The sequence below is a fragment of the Clostridium sp. KNHs214 genome (assembly GCF_000744935.1).
GTDB lineage: Bacteria > Bacillota > Clostridia > Clostridiales > Clostridiaceae > Haloimpatiens.
This window is the reverse complement of sequence record NZ_JQMW01000014.1, coordinates 173,932-195,344: the sequence shown is the minus strand read 5'-3', so window position 1 is coordinate 195,344 and position 21,413 is coordinate 173,932. Positions and strand designations below refer to the sequence as shown.

Sequence of the window (21,413 nt, the reverse complement as noted above, 5' to 3'; positions counted from 1 at the left end):
TTTATGCGTTACCAGCATTTGATTTTTTAGATTTAAAATATGCCATAAAGGCTAATAAAGTAAGAAGACATATATTGAAAATTACAAAAATAGGAGAGAGAAAATCTATAAGTTTATGTATTATAATTGTATCTCCTAATTTAATGCTTATAAAAAGCACTGGTATATACATGGCTATACATATTTTTTTTCTATCTTTTTTAATAACATCAGCAATTACAAAGCTAGAAAAGTAGTAAAAATTACTTATTACTCCTAAACATATTAAAACCCACTCAAACATAAATACATATCTAAAATTATTTATAATAGGCAGATGAATACTTTCAAATACCATTATAAAGGACCAATTGCTCTTAGGAATTATATCTACCCCTAAGTAGTATATAGTTATAAAAACACACCATATCCAAACTAAGCTGCTTATAAACAAGCCCTTAAAAGAGGCTCTTTTTATAGAAGATTTATCTTTAACTTTGTTATGGTATAAAAGTAAGGATTCAAATCCAGTAAAAAAATAAAGACCATCTACAGAACCTTTAAGAACATCTTTCATAGGACTTTGAAATACTGGTTTTAGATTTAATATATTTCCATACTTTAAAGCAACACTGGAAAGCAAAATAATGGCTATAAGCATATAACCTATGTATTGATTTAATTTACTTAGTGGTTTAAGTCCAGAATAAGCTGTATAAGCAACTACTAAAAGAGATATACTCATTACTTTATTTTTATTTAAAAAGGCTACTATATAGGTAATAATAGTGGTGGTATAATCTGAAGTTACGGAAATTATGTAAAAAGCTAAAGGAATCATAAATAGTATATTTAAAATATTGCCTATTATATTGCCAAAGAAGTTTTTATTTATTTGTAGTATGTTTTCTTCTGGATGCTTTTTAATTATATAATTACCTACTAAGAGTACATATATAGGATAAATAAGGCCTAATAGTGCAGAGAGCCAAGCATCTTGATAGGAAGCTCTAACTAACACATTAGGAAGTCTTACAAAACCTGCCCCTATAGCAATGCCAACTATTAAAAAGGTAACTTGGTTAGCAGTTAAAAAGTCACTTTCTGGTATAACATTATCTTTATTCATTTTTCTTCCTCCAGAATTTTCTAAAATCCAATTGTCTTATAATGTCTTTAATAGGTAGTGACTCAGGGCGCTTATTCATTTCCCATAGAGGGGCTCTTATGAATATATCTTTCAAATCTTCTAGTTTTAGTTCAAAGTATGGTACAGTAACACTTTTTAAGGAAGATATATGAACTGCTATAAAAAACCATCCTAGGGCAATGCCTAAAAAACCTAAGGCATTAGTAATAAAAAGCATAGGAAACCTGATAAAACGTAAGCTTAAGGACATTTCATAGTTAGGTATTAAAAATGAAGAAACTACAGAAATACCTATTACAAGGAGAGTAGTAGGGCTTACTATTTTAGATTCTACAGCAGTATTTCCTATGATTATACCGCCTACAATACTAAGGGTTTGTGCTATTTTGGGTGGAAGTCTGAGGCCACCTTCCCTTAAAAATTCAATTATTATCTCCATGGAGAGTATCTCCATAAAGGGAGGAAGTGTAATGCCCTTTCTGGACTGCACAAGAGGAGTTATAAACTTTATGGGAATTAACTCCACGTTGTATTGCATTAAGGATAAATACAATGATGGAAGCGTTATAACAGTAAATATAGCTATAAGTCTTAAAATTCTTACAAAGGAAGAAACAATGGTTCTTTGGTTATAATCTTCTACGCCTTGAAAGAACGTCACAAATATTCCCGGTAGGGTAAGCACCTGTGGTGTACCATTCAATATTATAGCTACTTGACCTTCCATTAAATTACTTTTAACAATATCCGGCCTTTCGGTTGTATATATTTGGGGAAAGGGTGAAAAGGGGCTATCTTCAATATATTGCTCTATCATGCCAGTATCTGTGACAGAATCCACGTCTATAGAGTTGATTCTCATTTTTATTTCATCTAGAACTCCGTCATCTACAATGTCCTGTATGTATAAAAGCGCAAGTGTAGTTTGAGATCTCCGGCCTACCTTAAAGTCTTCTATGCATAAATTTTTATCACCTATTTTTCTTCTAAGAATACTTATATTTGTTTCTATATTTTCAATAAAGCCCTCTCTTGACCCTCTAATGGAGGATTCATTTACTGGATCAGATATGGAACGATAATTACCAGCAGTGGTATCCAGCAAAATATATTCAGAGGAATTATTTATTAATAAAGCCGTTTTACCAGTTTTAATTTCCATAACTATCTTGTTTAAATCGTTTTCTAATATGGTATTGCATATAGGTATATAGTTTTCACAGATATAATTCGACAAATTTCTTTTTGAATATAGATTTTCATCGACCCTAAACATCAAAGGAGTTAACACATCCCTGTCTAAAAGGTCTTTACTAACTAATGCATTTATATATATTAGAGCAGCGTTTACAGGATTAGAACCTTTTCCTATATTAAAAGTTCTAACAATAGCAGTGCTTTTAGTGCCTAGTTCACCTATTATATAATCTATGTTGTTTTGTAAATTGTTTTTTACCATTTATATCACCTAATATATAGTATTTTCAAAAGTTCTTACAATATACGCAAAAGCTGTTAAGAAAATAGCAATTTCAACGAAGATAGTAATGTATTATGTAATTGACTAAAAAATATATTTTTAGGGGAGGATTAGTATGTCTCAAAAACGCAGGGGGATAAAATCTAAGTTGATGGGAATATTCATAATTATTATGTTAATTCCTGTGCTTGGTATAAGTATATTCAGTTATGTAGAGTTAAAAAATAGTAATGCAAATAAATTTAAGGAAGAGATGTCAGGTTATTCAGCAGTGGTAAATAACGAATTAGAAAATATGGATGAGAGTAATAGACAAATAGTAGATATGTTTTCTAAGAGAGAAGAGTTTGTAGAGCTTGGAAAAGATGCTAAATTGACTGAAAAAGTTAAAAAATCACTGTCATATTATAAAGAGTCTAATAAACAAATTTCACAAGTGTACATGTGTACTCCAGATAAAAATATGATAACTGCAACTGATGTTCAGTTGCCAGATGGATATAATCCTACAGAAATGGAGTGGTACAAAAATGCAGTTGAGGCAGATGGAGGAGTAGTAGCATCTGAACCTTATGAGGATAATGGTAATAAAGGATCGTATACTATAACTTATTCTAAAGTAGTTAAGGATAGTAGTTCAGCATTAGCAGGGGTAGTAGGCCTGGATGTAGATATAAATTTATTGACTAAAGAAATTTCTAAAATAAAGATAGGGGAAAAAGGCTATGCTATGCTTGTGGATAAAAATGGTAAAATAATATCTCATAAAGATAGCAAACTTGTGGGTAAAGGTAAGGAACAGCTTCCATGGCTTAAAGATATATTACAGGAAAGTAAATCTAGTTTTTATAAAAAAATAGATGGAAATGATTACTTTGTATATAGACTTACTAATGTGAGTAATAAAAATAACACTATTTGCATATTACCAAAATCGGAAATTACTGCAGAATTAAAGTCTATGATAGTAATTTCTTTATTGGTGATTGTAGTAAGTATAATTATTGCTGTATTACTTATATCGCTATTTGCAAAAAAAATATATAAACCTATAAAAAGAGTAGAAACTTACTTAGATGAAGTGGGAAATGGGAATTTGTCTATTGAACTGGAGGGAAACAGTTCAATAAGAGAATTAAATAGTATAAATATCTATGCTAATAAAATGAAAGATAATATATTAGATATAGTCGGCAATATACAAGATGGCTATGGGGAAATGAATAAATCTTTAGAAACTTTATCAGTTTCTATGAAGGAATCCAGTGCAGTAGGAGAGGAAATATCTTCAGCAGTTCAGGAAATAGCAACTGGAGCAACACATCAGTCTTCAAAATTAGAAGAAAGTGTAAATTTAATTACACAGTTAGAAAGTGAAATTAACAATTCTGTAGCTAGTGAGCAAAATATGATAATAGCACTTCAAGGAGTTGGAAGCGCTACTCAAAAGGGCATGGAAGTAGTAGGTGATTTAAAAGAGGTATTTAATGATAATACCAGGGCTAATGAAGAATTGGCAGTAGAAATGAAAGAACTGGGAGAAAAATCTAAACAAATAAAAAAAATAACGGGAGCTATTCAACAAATTACAGAACAAACAAATCTTCTTGCACTTAATGCATCTATTGAAGCGGCAAGGGCAGGAGAAGCTGGAAGAGGTTTTGCAGTAGTAGCAGAGGAAGTTAGAAAATTGGCAGAGCAGTCTTCCAATGAAGCATCCAATATTGAAATAGTTATAAATGAAGTATATAAAAGTATGGAACTTGTTATGGATAAAATAAATAGAACATTAGATATAAATAATAAAACAGGAGAAAATGTAGAGGCTACTTCAGTTACATTTAAAGATATTATGAATCAAATAGAAGTGCTTCAAGAGGCTATAAAGGAAGTGGACAATTCCCTAGGCATTATATCGGAATATAAGGAAAGCGTAGTACAAAACATACAGGATATATCAGCTCTATCAGAGGAAACAGCAGCTACCACAGAAGAGGTTAGTGCATCCACAGAAGAACAGGCTTCAGGACTTCAACAAATAGAAGTAGTAGTAGAAGAACTAGAAAAGCTCTCAAAGAAACTTCAAGGAGCTGTGGAGAGATTTAGAGTTTAATATGAATTGGGGTAAGAAGTACGAGGTACGAGGTAAGAAGTAAGAAGTAAGAGGTAAGAAGTAAGAGGTAAGAAGTAAAAGTTAGTTATTTAATTTTCGTATTTAATTTTCGTATTTAATTTTTAGATTATATTAAAAGTATTAAAAAGGTAAACTGTACTCTATAAGATGGACACAGAAAAGAGGCTGTGCTACCTCATGGGGTGTAGTTTACCTTTAAATTTGTAATTTTATAATTAAGGGCTATTTGAACAATGAACAATGAACAATGAACGATGATCAATGAATAATGAACAATGATCAATAATCAATAATCAATAATCAATGAACAATGAATAATGAATAATGGGCAATGCTCAATTATCAATGAACAATTATCATTTGTACATTGTTCATTGATAATTCGTACATTGTCCCTATGTAGCACTAACAATCAATTGTTAATTCTGAACTTTCATCAACGTGGGCCTCGCCAGCTTTGAAAATAGCTATTTTAGTTATTAGGGGTCCTATAAGTTCATAAATAATTGTAGCAGAAAGTATTATGGTTCTTATGGCTGCTCCGAATTCTGGAACTGCAGTTTCTGCTACCATAGCTAGACCTATAGCTACACCTGCCTGAGGAATTAATGTAAATCCCAGATATTTTTGAACCACAGCAGGAGCTTTAGCTAGTTTAGCACCTAGGTAAGCGCCAAGTATTTTACCAATAACTCTAACAATAATATACACAACACCAATAAGTCCCACATTTTTTAATATGGTTAAATTTAGTTCTACTCCAGCTAAGGTAAAAAAGGCAACGAAAACTGGAGGAGTAAATACATCAATTATAGATAATACTCTATTACTGTTAGGGGCTATATTACTTACAGTAGCACCAATGGACATACAAGTTAAAAGAGGAGATATGTTTAACTTCATAGCTATACCCACAGTTATAAATATGGTGGCTAAGGTAATGGTTAAAAGCTGATCTTGACCCTCTGAATATTTTGATATTATGGAAAGAATTACACCTATGCCTATACCTATGGCAAAAGCTAAAGCTATTTCTTTTACAGGTAAAAATATAGTTTTTAATCCTATGGCTTTTGTGGAATCTAATAGAGATTTAGCTATAGCCATAGAAATACCAAAAGCCATAATTCCCACAGCGTCATCTATAGCAACTACAGGTAGAAGCGTGTCCACCAAAGGACCTCGGGCATTATATTGCTTTAACACCATTATGGTGGCAGCAGGAGCAGTAGCAGCAGCTATAGCACCTAGCATTAGACTGAAGGGAACAGGTTGTTTTAATAATACTATCAAAACAAAATCCACAGCTACAACAGCAGTTAGGGATTCGAAAAGAGTAATTATTATAATTCCATTTCCTAATTTTTTTAAGTTATCAAAATTAAAAGAACTTCCTATGCTATAAGCTATAAAACCTAAAGCTGCCTCAGAAATTATAGACAATTTTGAAGCAGCAGAAGCTGGAACTAAACTTAAGATAGAAGGACCAATAATTAGTCCAGCTATTAGATATCCGGTTACTCTAGGAAGTTTTATAAAGGATACTAACTTTCCCATTATTAATCCTGAAAAAAGTATAATACCCAGGTAGTATAAAGAGTGCATTTTAAATCATCCTTTCTTTAGTGTGCATACTAGAAAATAGTGTCATAAGCAAAGACTAGAAACTAACACCTTCCACAAAGTTTATAGGAAGTGTAAATAATATACCAACTCCCGGCTTTTTCAAGTCGCCAACTACATTTTTTATAGCATCCACAGCTATTTTAACTTGTTCATCCTTTAGTACAGTAAATATTGTCTTATTAAAAGGTCGTTTTTCATTTAATAACATTTTTAAAGAACCAAACATAGGAATTTCTTCACCACAGGATGTTAAAATTTCCGCCATGCCTGTGCTTTCGATAATGGTTGCACCTCTTATGCCACAATTATTAAATTCTTTTATTATGTCCTCAAGATAGTTAGTTTTGTTTAATACCATTATTAAAACTTGCATAACATTACTCCCTTCATATTTTCTATATTTTTTTTAAAATTAAAATAATTCCTTACATATCATATTTTCTATATTTTTTAAAATTAAAATAATTCCTTACATATAGTATAACACTAATATATATATATTTTAAAGTTTATGAATAATAGAACTAAAATACTAAAATACAATGTTGGATAATTAGAGTGTAAAAAAGCAATAATAAATATAGTATAAAACATAAATAAAGTAACTATTTTATGTTTTAAAAATATCAAATTACTAGTTTGATTTTTAGAAAGGAAGTGAAGTTTTTAATGAAAGTAACTAATGCTCAAGAATTAATGGATAAAATAGCAGAAGTAAAAAAAGCTCAAAGGGAATTTGGAACTTACAGTCAAGAAGAGGTAGATGAGATTTTTAGAAGGGCAGCTATAGCGGCAAATAACAATAGACTTAACCTTGCAAAAATGGCAGTAGAAGAAACGGGGATGGGCATTGTAGAGGATAAGGTAATTAAAAATCACTTTGCTTCAGAATATATGTATAACAAATATAAAGATGAAAAAACCTGTGGGGTTATAGAAAGAGATGAAGCTTTTGGTCTATGCAAAATTGCAGAACCCATAGGAGTAATTGCAGCAGTTGTTCCTACCACAAACCCCACATCCACTGCAATATTTAAGGCATTAATAGCACTAAAGACAAGAAATGGTATAATTTTTTCACCACACCCAAGAGCAAAAAAGTGCACCATAGCAGCGGCTAAAATCATACTTGATGCAGCAGTTGAAGCAGGAGCACCAGAGGGAATAATAGGATGGATTGATGAGCCATCCATTGAGCTTTCTCAGGTAGTTATGAGAGAAGCTGATATGATTTTGGCTACAGGTGGCCCAGGAATGGTTAAAGCTGCTTATTCATCAGGTAAGCCAGCCATTGGTGTTGGTTCAGGTAATACTCCTGTAATAATTGATGAAACTGCAGATATAAGGATGGCAGTGAATTCAATACTTCTTTCAAAGACCTTTGACAATGGAGTTATCTGTGCATCTGAACAATCAATAATAGCACTTAATTTAATATATGATAAGGTTAGAAAAGAACTTTTAGACAGGGGTGCTTATATACTTAATGGAGATGAGCTAGATAAAGTAAGAAACATAATTTTAATAAATGGAAGCCTAAATGCCAATATAGTTGGTCAGACAGCGTATAAAATAGCTGAGCTGGCAGGAGTTAATGTGCCAGAAAATGCTAAAGTTCTTATAGGAGAAGTGGAGTCAGTAGAACTGGAAGAACCATTTTCACATGAAAAGTTATCAACAGTACTTGCAATGTACAAAGCTGAAAACTTTGATGAAGCTTTAGTAAAGGCAGAGAGACTTGTGGAATTAGGTGGAATTGGTCACACTTCATGCCTTTATATAGATGCTAATAGGGGAAAAGAAAAAATTGAAAAGTTCAGCCACAGGATGAAAACAGGTAGAACTATAATAAATATGCCATCATCACAAGGAGCTATAGGTGACATATACAACTTTAAATTAGCACCATCCTTAACTCTAGGCTGCGGTTCTTGGGGTGGAAACTCTGTATCTGAAAATGTGGGACCTAAGCATTTATTAAACATAAAGAACGTGGCTGAAAGGAGAGAAAATATGCTTTGGTTTAGAGTGCCAGAAAAAATTTACTTTAAATACGGCAGTATAGGAGTTGCACTAAAAGAGTTAAAGGATTTAAATAAGAAAAGGGCATTTATAGTAACAGATAGAGTTCTCTTCGATTTAGGATATGCAAATAAAATCACATCAGTACTTAATGAAATAGATGTAAACTACAAGATATTTACAGATGTAGAACCAGACCCAACACTTGCAGCAGCTGAAAAAGGTGCAGAAGAAATGACAAGCTATAAGCCGGATACCATAATAGCTCTTGGTGGTGGTTCAGCTATGGATGCTGCTAAGATAATGTGGGTATTATATGAGCATCCAGAAGTGAAATTCGAAGATTTAGCTATGAGATTTATGGATATAAGAAAGAGGGTTTATAAATTCCCTGTCATGGGAGAAAAAGCAACTCTTATATGTGTAGCTACATCTGCAGGAACTGGCTCAGAGGTTACACCATTTGCAGTTATAACTGATGAGAAAACAGGGATTAAATACCCTCTTGCAGATTATGAATTAACCCCAGATATGGCCATAGTGGATGCTGAACTTATGATGAATATGCCAAAGGGATTGACTTCGGCTTCTGGTATAGATGCATTAACTCACGCAATAGAAGCTTATGTATCAATTATGGCATCAGATTTCACCAATGGCATGGCATTAGAGGCTATAAAATTAATATTTGAATATCTACCAGTGGCCTACAATGAAGGAACAACTAATGTAGAGGCTAGAGAAAAAATGGCTCATGCTTCAACTATTGCTGGTATTGCTTTTGCCAATGCATTTTTGGGCACATGTCACTCTATGGCACATAAACTAGGCTCAGCACACCATATACCACATGGAATTGCCAATGCGCTGTTAATAAATGAAGTTATAAAATTCAATGCAGTAGACAATCCAAGAAAACAAGCTGCTTTTCCTCAATATAGATATCCAAATGTTAAAGAAAGGTATGCAAAAATTGCTGATTACTTAGGATTAGGTGGAGAAACAGCAGATGAAAAAGTAACATTGCTTACTAAGTCCATAGATGAGTTAAAAGCTAAAATAAATATACCAATGTCCATAAAGGAAGCAGGAGTTTTAGAAGAGGATTTCTTTGCTACACTAGATGTTATGTCAGAGCAAGCCTTTGATGACCAGTGCACTGGGGCTAACCCTAGATATCCTTTAATAGAAGAAATAAAGCAAATGTATATAAATGCTTTTGGTAAATAAGAAATAAAAAATAAAAAACACTATGAAGATTTGGTAAGTTTTACAATCTTCATAGTGTTTTTTTTATTATTCAAATAAATTAAGGGTTTTGTTAAATAAATCCTTGTTTTCTGAAATTTTATTTTCATTTCCAATGACGCAGATGTAATTTTCATTAGCTAGCTTTTGGAAAAGGTCTTTTAGGCTCTTTAAGTTTTCTACATTGCAGCCTAATATTTCATTTCTTTCCTTCTGGATAGTGTTTTGAGAAATTCCTCTTATATAGTTAACTGCAGCGGCATCTCCCATCATAGATGGTGTTAATGGAGAGTCTACGTCACTCATGGTTCCTATGATATACTTAGTCATTTCTCTTTCATCCACATCCAAGGCTTCAACATATTTATAAATATCATTGTAGGTATTTAGAGTCTCCTTTAAGTTAGGGTCTCTGTAGGAGGTGAAGAATAAGTTGCCGTTCATTTCAAAGTGAGACACGCATCCGTAAGCACCACCTTGAACACGTACCTTATTCCATAAGTAATCAAAACTTATTATAGTTTTCAAAACCTTAAGAACTCCAGTATAATCATAGCCAAATTTTCTGAAGTTATAGCCTTTTGCTACATATTGAACTTTGGCAGAAGTCATGAAACCTTCATTTTCTGCTTTGAAATTAAAATTGGGTTTACAGCAAGTAACTTTACTGTCATTTAAATCATTATATAGGCTACAGAAAGTTTCCTTAAATTTATCATAATCTTTTTCTTCACCGGTGAAGCTTACTATAAGGTTTTCCTTATTAAATACCATATTATATACTTTTTCTAAATTAGACTTAAGTTCAGCCCAGCTATTTTCAAAATTCTTTTCAATAGTACATATAAACTTATAAAAGTCTATACCGTTTATCATTTCATTGTATTTAGTTGAAGGAGAGAAGTAGGAGCATACACGTTTTGCAGCTACCATATGACCTCTATCAAACATAGACATTTCAAGTCTTGATTTTATTTTTTGAATCATTTCTTTTATCTTTTTATCTTCATCAAATTCAGTATTTGATATTATTTCTCCTAAAAGTTCCATAAGTCTAGGAAGTTTATCTATTAAAACTTTAGCTCTAACATTAAACTTAGGATAGAAAGTGCTAGCGTCATCAAACTTGCTGTAACATGCAGCACTAAAGCTCATACCGCCTGTATTTATATCGATTTCGTTGGTCAAATCTTCATAGTTATAATTTTTTGTACTTATATTAGTTAAAAGTGCAGATAAAAGTGATGCATAAGGAATTAAATCCTCAGAAACTTCACTCATATCAAAGTACATAGTCAAATAACCAATGCCGCTGGTAAAGATAGGGTGATGAAGAACTTTAACGCCACATTCCTCTTTTTCCACTAAAGGAAGAACATCTGATTCTTTTCTTATGTCTTTTAAAGACAAAAGAGGTATAACCTTTAAATCTTCAGGGGAATCAGGAGTTACCTGTCTTTCCATAAGCTTTTTGGTATCTTCTATTATTTTATTTATTTCTTCTTCACTTAGACTTTCTTTATACTTTTTAAGGTCTTCGCTTATTTTTGCATCTTTTTTCTCTGTAAGCCCTTTTTCAGGTTTTACTATAAGTATAGAACTATGAGTATTGCCTAAAAGATATTTCTCAATTAATTTTTCAAAATAATTTGTAGTAAGAGCAGTTTTTATTTTTTTAAGAGTATCTTCAAATTCTAAGTGCATAAATGGGCTTTCTTCATATAGCCAGCTATCCATGCATTGAATGCCATATGCAAGTCCTTTAGGCAAACTTTGATAATTAGCTTCTCTAAGGTCAAATTCTTTTCTATTTATACAAGCCTCAATTAACTTCTTATCTAAGCCTTTAGATGCTATGTCTTTAAGAGTATTTGTTACTACATTTTTAAAATCTTCTTTTTTATTCTCATTGGAATTTTTAACCACTATACTGAATAAAGGTTGAATAATACTTCTGTCATAGAAGCCATAAACGTCTTTTCCAAGGTTTGCTTCTATAAGAGCTTTTTTAAGTGGAGAAGATTCACTTTCAAGAAGAATGGTTTCTAAAATATCTAGAGCTAGGTATTCTTCAGGATCTGTGGAGCTTCCAGTTACAAAGTTATAACTTAGGAAGGTTTTATCCTCATGATTTTCATTTGGAGATATAGGATAATTAACCACAGTTTCAACAGTATTATTAAATGGTTTTTGCTCATGGATTTTTGAGTCTATTTCTAATTTATCAAAATCCTTTAAGTAATTGTCGTTTATAAATTTAAGTTTTTCTTCTATGTCCATATTTCCATAAAGATAAATATAACTGTTTGAAGGATGATAGTATCTTTTATGGAAGTTTATAAATTCTTCATAAGAAAGTTCAGGAATATTGTCAGGGTCTCCGCCAGATTCCACACCATAGGTGGTATCAGGGAATAAGGATTCCTGTATTTTTCTCATAAGTACAGAATCAGGTGATGAGAAAGCTCCCTTCATTTCATTGTAGACAACACCTTTGTATGTTAATTCGTCTTCTTTGTTTTCCAGTTCATAGTGCCAGCCTTCTTGCATGAATATTTCACGATGCTTATATATATCAGGATATAAAACTGCATCAAGGTAAACATCCATAAGGTTTAAAAAGTCTTTATCATTTTTACTTGCCACAGGATACATGGTTTTATCTGGAAAAGTCATGGCATTTAAAAATGTGTTTAAGGATCCTTTTATAAGCTCTACAAAAGGCTCTTTAACAGGAAATTTTCTAGAACCACATAGAACGGAGTGCTCTATTATATGTGGGACTCCAGTGCTGTTTTCAGGTGGAGTTCTAAAAGAAATAGAAAACACCTTATTATCGTCTTCATTTTTTAAGAAAAAAAGCTTTGCACCGGTTTTTTCATGCTGAAAAATCATTCCAGTAGAATTTATATCTTTAAGCTCCTTTGTTTCTAGTAGCTTAAAGCCGCCGTATGTTTTATTTAATTCCATATAATTATTACCCCTTTCTATATATAATAAATTTAAAGTTTACATATTTTGTTTTTTACATGTGCTTGGTTGGCTGCATTTTTATTACTTAGTATTCCACTAAATATAAATATAATAATCATATATGAGTTTATGAAAAAAATAAGGTGATTTTTAAGAGGATTACCTATATTATAACCCATTTGAGATATAAATTGGTAGTTAAGTTGCCAAAAAATTCAACTATGATAATGGGAATTATTTACTATATCAACAGAGATAAACCCTAAGGAGGGAAATAGTATAAAGAATCCAATAATTCATGTGATAACAGAGAATAATATAACGAGTGATTTTATATGGAGTCCCTTTTAGATTTAACTGGAAGGCTTTTCACGTGACATCAAACATACTGTTTCCACGTGGCTCGAGAGGACAGAATTGATATAGAAAAACATGGACTTATACTCTCTATCTGCTTGAATATAAGTATTTTTTAATTGTATTATAATGATGACAACGATACTGTAATATTTAATACAGTCTTATAAAAACCTTGTAACCAACCTGATTTACAGTCAGATAAGCGGCAAGGCTTTTAACTTTATTACGGTGATGTAGCTTTTTCTTCTATTGTGTAAACATCTTTATTTATGCTTGCTTTTATGAATAAAACCTTATTATTTATCCAATTATTAGATTCTGCTCCGTTAGGTGTAAGCCAAGTTTCAAGATTATAAGGTTCTACTGAAAAATTAACCATAAACTTAAAATATAAGTCGCCTTTATCTTTAATAGTAATTTGATTGATTTTATAATTTTTAAGTTTTAGATCATTTTTAACAGTATCTTTTGTATAATAGTTTAAATATTTAGTGAATAGTTTATTTGCTATGACGTTTAGATCTTTTGTATCGCTAATAGTAACACTTGCTTTGTAATTAAGATTAATATCATTATCCTGGTTTTTTATGTTTTTATTTTTAGCACAGCCTGTCATGGATAGCATTGAAATAATAAAAACACACGTTAATACTAATATTTTTTTAGACATTTTAAAAAATCTCCTTTCTAAAATATTGTATGATTAACCCACAATAAGGTAGAATGTAATGGAATTATGAAATTTCTCCTCCATGAGTTGCATAAGAGCTTGGAACAATAAATTTAATTTAAGAAATTCTAATCTTTTAGCCATATAAAATTATCTAACGCTCACATTCAGCGTCCTGCCTCAGGTTCGCTAGCCTGGCGTCCTTGCCAGGCTTACGATAATTTTATCTGTCTAAAAGAAGAATTTCTAAAATTAAATTTAAATAGTTCCTTCGCTTCTTATGCAACTCATTCCAGAGAAATTTCATAATTCAAGCAATGTAATACTTATTGTGGGTTAATCATTGTATATATTATATAACTTTTTGTAAATAAGTGCCATTATTATTTTGTAAATTATGTAATAATTAACAATAAATAGAGAAGAACGATTTGTATGAAATCACTAGAAAAATTAAAATCATTACAATTATTGTTAGTTTTATTGTTGGTCTTAAGTATTAGACCTGTTTCCGCTATAGCAAGTACTACTAATGATATTAATCAGAAAATCTTTGAAAATACTATTACAAAAGCTTATGAACAAAGAACAAAATCAATAGTAAACAATGTGCAAAGCAATAATTTAAAGAATTATTATATACAGAAGAATGAAATTTATAACTTTGAAATGAATAGATATAAGAGTTTTGAAAATACACCAAAATATTGACCAGAATATATTATAACGGATTTTTGCTTATCTTCTTTAAAATTCTTAATAATTACAGGGAGAGACTTGCCTGAATACTTATTTTCATATTACTTATTGAAGTTAATCATGAATAATATTGATAAATAGTGATTAAAAGTGATATAATATGATAAAGTATTAGAATGAATTGGGGTATAAATATGAATAAAGAAGCACTGGAAATTAGACAAAAAATAGAAAAGTTAAAGGAAAGACTTAGGGGAATATCTAAAGAAAGTTTGCAGGGAGAAGAAAGTTTATTTGTTTGTACCAGTTCCTTTTGCGGCCATGATGAAATACTAGATTCACTAAAAGTTTGGTGCAAGCAGATGGATGTGAATGAAAGATGCGTTATAGCTGGGTATAATCATAATAATAGGGATAAAAATTTCTCTTTTTATTCAACTACTATAACACCAGATATATTGCCAAAAGTAATAAAAAATAAAGATAGTATGGTACAATATTATAAAAAGCTTATGGATGTAGATATAATAAATATATTGGAAATTTTATGTTATAAGTTAATATCAGCTACAGTAGAAGAACTAAGCTTAAAATTAAAATGTTCAGAGGATAGTTTGAAAGGAAAAATACAAACTTTATTGGAATGTGGATTTGTAGATAATAAAGACGGTATGTTAAAGGCTACTGCCATAGGTTGGCAATTCTACTGTGTAGCAGGTCACATATATTACAATAATGTGGAAAAGGTCCCTATAGAAAAAGCACAATTATTTATTGAAATTATGAGGGAGAATTTTGGATTGGAAATAGGAAATAAATTAGAATTTAGCACTGCTGAATATATAGATAAAATAAAAAAGTCTCATGTATTTAATAAAATTCAAGAAAAACATATTACATTGGAAGATATAGAGAAGATACTTTTTCAGTATTATATAGCTTGAGTTATATTAAGGCTAGTTATTGATTGAATGTAGATTAATGGCTAAATAAACATTAAAGAGAAAATTGAAAAGGGTCTTGTTAACAGTTAAAGAAAGACTATAAAACTATATAAAAGTCTACTATTTTTTAATAGGCTTCAAAATTATCTAGTAGAATCACCTCAAAATATTATAAAAAATAAGTTATTGAACATAATGATATATAAATAGCAAAGTGAGGTGATAAAACATGATAAAGGCATTAAATATACGGCTATATCCAACACAAGAGCAAATAATTTTAATGTATAAGCATATAGGCTGTATGAGATTTGTTTACAATTGGGCGTTAGACAAGCAAATAGATAGCTATAAACTTAATAGTAAAAAGCTATCAGTTGCAGATTTAGGTAAACAATTAACTGTTTTAAAGAATACCGCAGGTTACGAGTGGTTATATGAAGTATCTAATGCAACACTTAAAGAGAGCATTAGAGATTTAGATAAAGCATATACTAATTTTTTTAATGGAAGTGGCTTTCCTAAATTTAAAAGCAAGAAAAAATCAGAACCTAGGTTTTATAGCAGATATGACAAAATTTATTTTAAAGATAACTTTGTTAATCTTGAAAAGATAGGTAAAGTTAAATATAGGGTGGATTATGATATTGATTTAACTACTGTAACAAAGTTTAAAAATCCTAGGGTATATTTTAATGGCAGAGTATGGGTACTTTCAGTAGGCATCGAAGATAATATTAAAACTGTTAAATTAAATGATTTTAGCTTAGGAATTGATTTAGGAATATCTCAACTAGCAATAACAAATATAGATAATTTAGACACTAGGAATGTTAATAAAACAAACAAAGTTAAAAAACTAAGTAAAAAATTAAAAAGGCTTCAAAGACAATGTTCAAGAAAATATATTATGAATAAGAAAGGAGAGAGTTACCAAAAAACCAGGAACATTGCAAAACTTGAAAAGAAGATTAAAAAACTTCATAGTAAACTTAAAAATATTAGATTAAATCATATACACCAAACTACTTCCAAAATGGTGAAAGCCAAACCATATAGAATAGTTATGGAGGATTTAAAAGTATCTAATATGATGAAGAATAAGCACTTATCAAAGGCAATAGCAGAGCAGGGATTTAATATTTTTATCAATCAGATAAAATATAAATGTGAAAAGTATGGTATTAAGTTTGTTCAAGTACCTACATTTTATCCTTCAAGTAAAACCTGTAGTCATTGTGGCAATATCAAGAAAGACTTAAAACTTTCAGATAGGGTTTATAAATGCAAATGTGGATTTACTTGTGATAGAGATAAAAATGCTTCATACAACCTTGCAAACTATGGTTTAGTATAATCACCTAAAGGATTTACTAAACTGGGTAATCGTTACAACCCACTATACTTATAAAGTATAGCAAAGCCTATGGAGTGTTACACAAACGAAAGTAGCCGCAATATAACCTCCTTGCAGAAGGTTATAAATAGGCAAAATCGGACATTATGAAGTAGGAAAGAAACAAAACTATATATTTATATAATCTTTTTATAAAGTTTTATAAGGTTTTGGTAACGGGATTTTGGTAAAGAGTTCATATTTATAGTGTGAGCTTTTACCAAGGAACATTTATAAAAAACAAAATGTATTCTATAGAAGAAACTGCAAAGATACTTAATGTTCATGCCATCACAGTAAGAAGATACATAAAAGAAGGCAAAATTGTAGCAAGTAAAATAGGTGGGAAGTGGAACATAACGTCTTCCTCAATAGAAGAACTTTTGGACAAGAGTATTAATATTAAAAAGTCTAATGATAAAATTAAAGATTTTACAGAGAACTTTAGTACAAAAGATAAGAAAATATCTGTATGCTCTATAATAAATGTGAAAAGCGAGAGTCCAGAGGAATTAGGCCCTATTTGCAATGAGCTTATGACAGCCATAAATGCAAATGATCCCTTGCGAAAGTGGGTAAATTTTGAATATATGTTTTTACAAGAAGAGCACATAGGCAGATTTACTATATACGGAAACCCTAAATTTGTGGGAAAGCTGCTGAGTATAGTGGGAAAATATGAAGAATAGATTTTTTAAGACAATAAGCTAGAAATCTACCTATATCATGGATAGATAATTTACAAGTTCAAGTATAAAGAAAAAATACTTGGACTTTTTTTGTCTATAAATAAAACCACCTGCTATGCAGGTGTGTTCAGAAAAGCTTAAGCGTTGAAAAAAAATACCTCACTTTGATAAAATAGAAATGGTTTCGTCAGCCAATCTAAAATCAAAGGAGGTATTGCCCAAAATGGACAATAATAGTTTAGCACATACTAAGTGGAGATGTAAATATCATATAGTATTTGCACCTAAATATAGAAGGAAAGAAATATATGGAGAAAAGAAAAAAGAAAAAAGAAATAGGAAAAATATTGAGAACGTTATGTGAATGGAAAGGAGTAGAAATAATAGAAGCTAATGCATGTAAGGATCATATACATATGCTTGTATCAATACCCCCAAAAATGAGTGTATCAGGATTTGTAGGGTTTTTAAAAGGAAAAAGTAGTTTAATGATATTTGAGAAATTTGCAAATTTAAAATATAGGTATGGAAACAGACATTTTTGGTGTAGAGGTTATTATGTGGATACAGTAGGAAAAAATAAAAAGGCGATAGAAGAGTATATAAAAAATCAACAAAATGAAGATATGATCGCCGATCAAATAAGTATTAAAGAATATATGGACCCTTTTAAGGGTGGCAAGTAACAGTTAAATTGCGGCTGGCGATACTTTTACACGTGCCTTAAGGCACAATGCTGGTAAAATGCCCTTATAGGGCTTAAGAAAAACCACCAGCTAAGCTGGTGGATATTTATTGGTAACAAAAGTTACCGAAAAAACTAGACTAAAAAGGTACAATATGATTACAGTAGGGATAAAAACCTGGTGAATAAAGCATAGACAACTGAAAGAAAAAAATTAAGCCTATATAAATTTAGGTAAACAAGGTACAGAGGACAGATAATTAAAATACAAAAGAAAAAATACAAGGTGGTGAAGAGATCCGTTGTTAAAGGATTTTATATTAGAAAAACTGGGATTTAAAAAAGAAATTAGGAGGGCTAATATGGAAAATGTAACTAATATGTTTTGTTATCAATGTCAAGAAACAGCAGGCTGCAAAGGATGTACTCATAGAGGGGTATGCGGAAAAACTGCAGACGTGGCAAACTTACAGGATTTATTAATTTATAACTTAAAGGGAATAAGCATGTATGCTATAAAAGCAGAAGAAGTAGGCATAGACAATATAGCTGCAGACAGATTAATAATGGATAGCTTATTTACTACTATAACTAATGCTAATTTTGATAGAGAATTCTTTATAGAAAGAATTAAAGAAACTTTAGAAGTAAAAGAGAATTTAAGAAAGGTTTTAGAAGATAAAGGGGTAGATTTAAGTTCAGTAAAACATGATGCTGCATTATGGACAGCAAATACAGTAGAAGAATTTGAAGCTAAAGCTAAAACTGTAGGGGTACTAGCTACAGAAAATGAAGACGTAAGATCTTTAAGAGAGCTTTTAATATATGGAGTAAAGGGACTAGCTGCTTACTTACACCATGCTTATGCTCTAGGCTATGAAGATAAAAATATATATGCTTTCATAAGAAAGGCATTAGTATCCACAACAGAAGCTTTATCTGTGGATGAAATGGTTGCTATAGTTTTAGAATGTGGAAAATTTGGTGTAGATGGCATGGCTATTTTAGACAAGGCAAACACTACTACTTATGGGCATCCTGAAATAACTAAGGTTAATTTAGGTGTTAGAAATAACCCGGCTATATTAATAAGTGGACATGATCTTAAGGACTTAGAAGATTTACTAGAGCAAACTAAGGGGACAGGAGTAGATGTATACACTCACGGTGAAATGCTTCCAGCTCATTACTACCCAGCATTTAAGAAATATGATAACTTTGTAGGAAACTACGGAAATGCTTGGTGGAAGCAAAATGAAGAATTTGAAAAATTCAATGGCCCAATACTTATGACTACAAACTGCTTAGTTCCACCAAAGGATTCATACAAAGATAGAGTATACACTACAGGAGCAGTTGGATTCTCAGGACTTAAGCATATAGAAGAAAGAAATGAGGGAAAATCAAAAGACTTTTCAATTATCATAGAACATTCTAAGAAGTGTGCTTCACCTACAGAATTAGAGAAAGGTGAAATAGTAGGAGGATTTGCTCACAATACAGTATTCTCACTAGCAGATAAGGTAGTAGAAGCAGTTAAATCTGGTGCTATTAAGAGATTCTTCGTAATGGCAGGCTGTGATGGAAGAGCTAAATCAAGAAACTACTACACAGATTTTGCAAAAGCTCTACCAAAGGATACTGTAATATTAACAGCAGGTTGTGCTAAATATAAATACAATAAGTTAGACCTAGGAGATATTGGCGGAATTCCAAGAGTTTTAGATGCAGGACAATGTAACGATTCATACTCATTAGCATTAATAGCTTTAAAATTAAAAGAAGCATTTGAACTTAATGATGTAAATGAGCTTCCAATAAGCTACAATATAGCTTGGTATGAGCAAAAGGCAGTTATAGTTCTTCTAGCTCTATTACACTTAGGAGTTAAAAATATTCACTTAGGACCAACACTACCAGCATTTCTATCACCAAATGTTGCTAAGGTTTTAGTAGACAACTTTGGAATAGGTGGAATAACTAACGTAGAAGACGATATGAAAATGTTCATGGAATAGGGATAAAGTAAGTGCCGTAGGAAAAATCCGCTTTTAATTCCGTGATAAATGTGAAATTTTGGACTGTGAACAATACGCCAAGAACTTCTAATATTTGTCCATTTAAAGCTCCTAAAGTTTTCAAACTCACTCGTGCCTCGCTCAGACAATGAAAACTTCTTAACGGTGCTTTAAATGGACAAATAAGGAAGTTCTAAGGCTAGTTCAATAGTCCTAAATTTCACATTTATCACTCCATTAAAAGCAGATTTTTCAGTTACAGGGTACTTACTTTGTGGGGGAAGAAGGACTACTAAAGGAGGATTTTCCTCCACTATGTTACGGAAAATCTTTAATTGAATAAATGACATACAAAAAAGCTATAACTGTTTCACTAAATGGAGTAGTTATAGCTTTTATTTTTAGGGTTTTAAAATTATTTTTTCCTTTTATTATAACATATTTTGTTGAATTATCATTATTTATGGTACAGTTAGTTCTTCGTAACTACTCTAAATGAGGTTTTGAACGCTTTATCCTCCTTAGGGGCTATTGGTGAATTATTTTACTGTAGCTTAGGAGGTGGAATCTATGGTAGACGATATTCTGTAATAAAATAATAGTATTGTATAATAAAATAATAGTATTGTATAATAAAATAATAGTATTGTATAATAAAATAATAGGGTAATGTAAATAAATATATTATTAATTCTTATGGAAAGTCTTATAGTGAGGTGGGTTTAAAAATAATTTAATGGGGGTAAAAGATGAAGAAAAAACTTATAATTGGATGTTTGTTTTTTTTTTACTTATTACAAACATAATATTTATCAGCTCAACTATAGTGTATAAGACTAAAATTGATAAACAAGAATTTAAAGTGTATTCATTTGAGGGAGAAGATAAAAATATACGAATAAGTAGTGGGATTATTATTATATCTCCCAGCAAGCAGACAGTTAGTGGTGGCAAAATACAGTATATAGGAAATAAACACGAAAATATACAATCATATTCTAAAAATATTTATTTGAATAAAAAAGGAAATAAACATAGCATATTGCTTGATTCTGTATCATTTGAAGATGAAAATAAAAGAACAACGTTTCTTGATGAATTTTTGTTAAATGAGAATTTAGGACAAATAAGTTCAGAGAAATTGTTCACTGAAGAGGATATAAAAATAATTAAGGATAATCTCTATTTTTCTCTTAATTACTTAACAGCTGATGGACAATCAGGAAATTTTATAGTGAAACTAAAGGTAAAAGAATTTGGTGTGGATAAAAATAGAAAAAATTAACGTTTGGTTCTATTTTAATTATTCCTATTGTGAAAATCACCCCTTAAGTAATTAT

Annotated in this window: 14 protein-coding genes and 1 pseudogene; 9 read left to right on the top strand and 6 right to left on the bottom strand. The window is 30.8% G+C overall.

Translation table 11 applies throughout. The annotated features are described in order from the left end of the window. Window position 1: 1 nt before the first annotated feature. Entirely contained in the window at window positions 2-1,108 is a 1,107-nt protein-coding gene (locus CC89_RS19125; protein WP_035294982.1) for a GerAB/ArcD/ProY family transporter, read from the bottom strand. Next, the gene (locus tag CC89_RS19120) at window positions 1,101-2,588 is read right to left on the bottom strand and encodes a spore germination protein (protein ID WP_035294980.1); all 1,488 of its coding nucleotides are present in this window, start codon (window positions 2,586-2,588) and stop codon (window positions 1,101-1,103) included. Before CC89_RS19120 ends, CC89_RS19125 begins: the two co-directional genes overlap by 8 nt. Window positions 2,589-2,724: 136 nt before the next feature. Here CC89_RS19120 and CC89_RS19115 point away from each other — a divergent pair, with 136 nt between their 5' ends. Next, window positions 2,725-4,722, top strand: a complete 1,998-nt coding sequence (locus tag CC89_RS19115; protein ID WP_035294978.1) for a methyl-accepting chemotaxis protein — start codon at window positions 2,725-2,727, stop codon at window positions 4,720-4,722. A 426-nt stretch (window positions 4,723-5,148) separates the two neighbouring features. Here CC89_RS19115 and CC89_RS19110 read toward each other — a convergent pair whose 3' ends face one another. Continuing rightward, window positions 5,149-6,300, bottom strand: a complete 1,152-nt coding sequence (locus CC89_RS19110) for a cation:proton antiporter (protein ID WP_207641521.1) — start codon at window positions 6,298-6,300, stop codon at window positions 5,149-5,151. 103 nt (window positions 6,301-6,403) lie between these two features. Beyond that, window positions 6,404-6,742, bottom strand: a complete 339-nt coding sequence (locus CC89_RS19105; RefSeq protein WP_035294974.1) for a hypothetical protein — start codon at window positions 6,740-6,742, stop codon at window positions 6,404-6,406. 296 nt (window positions 6,743-7,038) lie between these two features. On the opposite strand from CC89_RS19105, the gene adhE reads away from it, so the two are divergent. Next, window positions 7,039-9,621 carry a bifunctional acetaldehyde-CoA/alcohol dehydrogenase gene (gene adhE / locus CC89_RS19100; RefSeq protein ID WP_035294972.1) on the top strand — a complete coding sequence of 861 codons (2,583 nt, stop codon included), beginning with the start codon at window positions 7,039-7,041 and terminating at the stop codon, window positions 9,619-9,621. A gap of 66 nt (window positions 9,622-9,687) precedes the next feature. Here the strand turns inward: adhE and CC89_RS19095 are convergent, their stop codons facing one another. Continuing rightward, a complete protein-coding gene (locus tag CC89_RS19095) occupies window positions 9,688-12,609 on the bottom strand; it encodes an insulinase family protein (protein ID WP_035294970.1) in 2,922 nt (973 codons plus the stop codon). A 586-nt stretch (window positions 12,610-13,195) separates the two neighbouring features. Then, the gene (locus tag CC89_RS19090) at window positions 13,196-13,642 is read right to left on the bottom strand and encodes a hypothetical protein (RefSeq protein ID WP_035294968.1); all 447 of its coding nucleotides are present in this window, start codon (window positions 13,640-13,642) and stop codon (window positions 13,196-13,198) included. Window positions 13,643-14,077: 435 nt separating this feature from the next. Here CC89_RS19090 and CC89_RS19085 point away from each other — a divergent pair, with 435 nt between their 5' ends. The 7 genes and pseudogenes from CC89_RS19085 to CC89_RS21345 all read left to right on the top strand — a co-directional run bounded on the left by CC89_RS19085 (window position 14,078) and on the right by CC89_RS21345 (window position 21,358). Next, a complete protein-coding gene (locus CC89_RS19085) occupies window positions 14,078-14,353 on the top strand; it encodes a hypothetical protein (RefSeq protein ID WP_035294966.1) in 276 nt (91 codons plus the stop codon). Between the two features lie 182 nt (window positions 14,354-14,535). Continuing rightward, window positions 14,536-15,285 carry a hypothetical protein gene (locus tag CC89_RS19080; protein WP_035294964.1) on the top strand — a complete coding sequence of 250 codons (750 nt, stop codon included), beginning with the start codon at window positions 14,536-14,538 and terminating at the stop codon, window positions 15,283-15,285. A gap of 229 nt (window positions 15,286-15,514) precedes the next feature. Beyond that, on the top strand, window positions 15,515-16,642 hold the full coding sequence (locus tag CC89_RS19075) for an RNA-guided endonuclease InsQ/TnpB family protein (RefSeq protein ID WP_035294962.1): 1,128 nt from the start codon (window positions 15,515-15,517) through the stop codon (window positions 16,640-16,642). A gap of 248 nt (window positions 16,643-16,890) precedes the next feature. After that, entirely contained in the window at window positions 16,891-17,370 is a 480-nt protein-coding gene (locus CC89_RS19070; RefSeq protein WP_035294960.1) for a helix-turn-helix domain-containing protein, read from the top strand. A 223-nt stretch (window positions 17,371-17,593) separates the two neighbouring features. After that, a pseudogene (tnpA, locus tag CC89_RS19060) lies at window positions 17,594-18,056 on the top strand (IS200/IS605 family transposase). 361 nt (window positions 18,057-18,417) lie between these two features. Then, window positions 18,418-20,073 (top strand): hydroxylamine reductase, encoded by a 1,656-nt coding sequence (hcp, locus tag CC89_RS19055; RefSeq protein ID WP_035295114.1) that lies wholly within the window; start codon window positions 18,418-18,420, stop codon window positions 20,071-20,073. Between the two features lie 736 nt (window positions 20,074-20,809). Then, window positions 20,810-21,358, top strand: a complete 549-nt coding sequence (locus CC89_RS21345) for a hypothetical protein (RefSeq protein WP_286161411.1) — start codon at window positions 20,810-20,812, stop codon at window positions 21,356-21,358. The last annotated feature ends 55 nt before the right edge of the window (window positions 21,359-21,413 follow it).

What these genes read in the sequence shown, in the direction of transcription:
- CC89_RS19125 (WP_035294982.1), bottom strand. Translation starts at nt 1,108, where the DNA reads ATGAATAAAGATAATGTTATACCAGAAAGTGACTTTTTAACTGCTAAC.
- CC89_RS19120 (WP_035294980.1), bottom strand. Translation starts at nt 2,588, where the DNA reads ATGGTAAAAAACAATTTACAAAACAACATAGATTATATAATAGGTGAA.
- CC89_RS19115 (WP_035294978.1), top strand. Translation starts at nt 2,725, where the DNA reads ATGTCTCAAAAACGCAGGGGGATAAAATCTAAGTTGATGGGAATATTC.
- CC89_RS19110 (WP_207641521.1), bottom strand. Translation starts at nt 6,300, where the DNA reads ATGGGAAAGTTAGTATCCTTTATAAAACTTCCTAGAGTAACCGGATAT.
- CC89_RS19105 (WP_035294974.1), bottom strand. Translation starts at nt 6,742, where the DNA reads ATGCAAGTTTTAATAATGGTATTAAACAAAACTAACTATCTTGAGGAC.
- adhE (WP_035294972.1), top strand. Translation starts at nt 7,039, where the DNA reads ATGAAAGTAACTAATGCTCAAGAATTAATGGATAAAATAGCAGAAGTA.
- CC89_RS19095 (WP_035294970.1), bottom strand. Translation starts at nt 12,609, where the DNA reads ATGGAATTAAATAAAACATACGGCGGCTTTAAGCTACTAGAAACAAAG.
- CC89_RS19090 (WP_035294968.1), bottom strand. Translation starts at nt 13,642, where the DNA reads ATGTCTAAAAAAATATTAGTATTAACGTGTGTTTTTATTATTTCAATG.
- CC89_RS19085 (WP_035294966.1), top strand. Translation starts at nt 14,078, where the DNA reads ATGAAATCACTAGAAAAATTAAAATCATTACAATTATTGTTAGTTTTA.
- CC89_RS19080 (WP_035294964.1), top strand. Translation starts at nt 14,536, where the DNA reads ATGAATAAAGAAGCACTGGAAATTAGACAAAAAATAGAAAAGTTAAAG.
- CC89_RS19075 (WP_035294962.1), top strand. Translation starts at nt 15,515, where the DNA reads ATGATAAAGGCATTAAATATACGGCTATATCCAACACAAGAGCAAATA.
- hcp (WP_035295114.1), top strand. Translation starts at nt 18,418, where the DNA reads ATGGAAAATGTAACTAATATGTTTTGTTATCAATGTCAAGAAACAGCA.
- CC89_RS21345 (WP_286161411.1), top strand. Translation starts at nt 20,810, where the DNA reads ATGGGGGTAAAAGATGAAGAAAAAACTTATAATTGGATGTTTGTTTTT.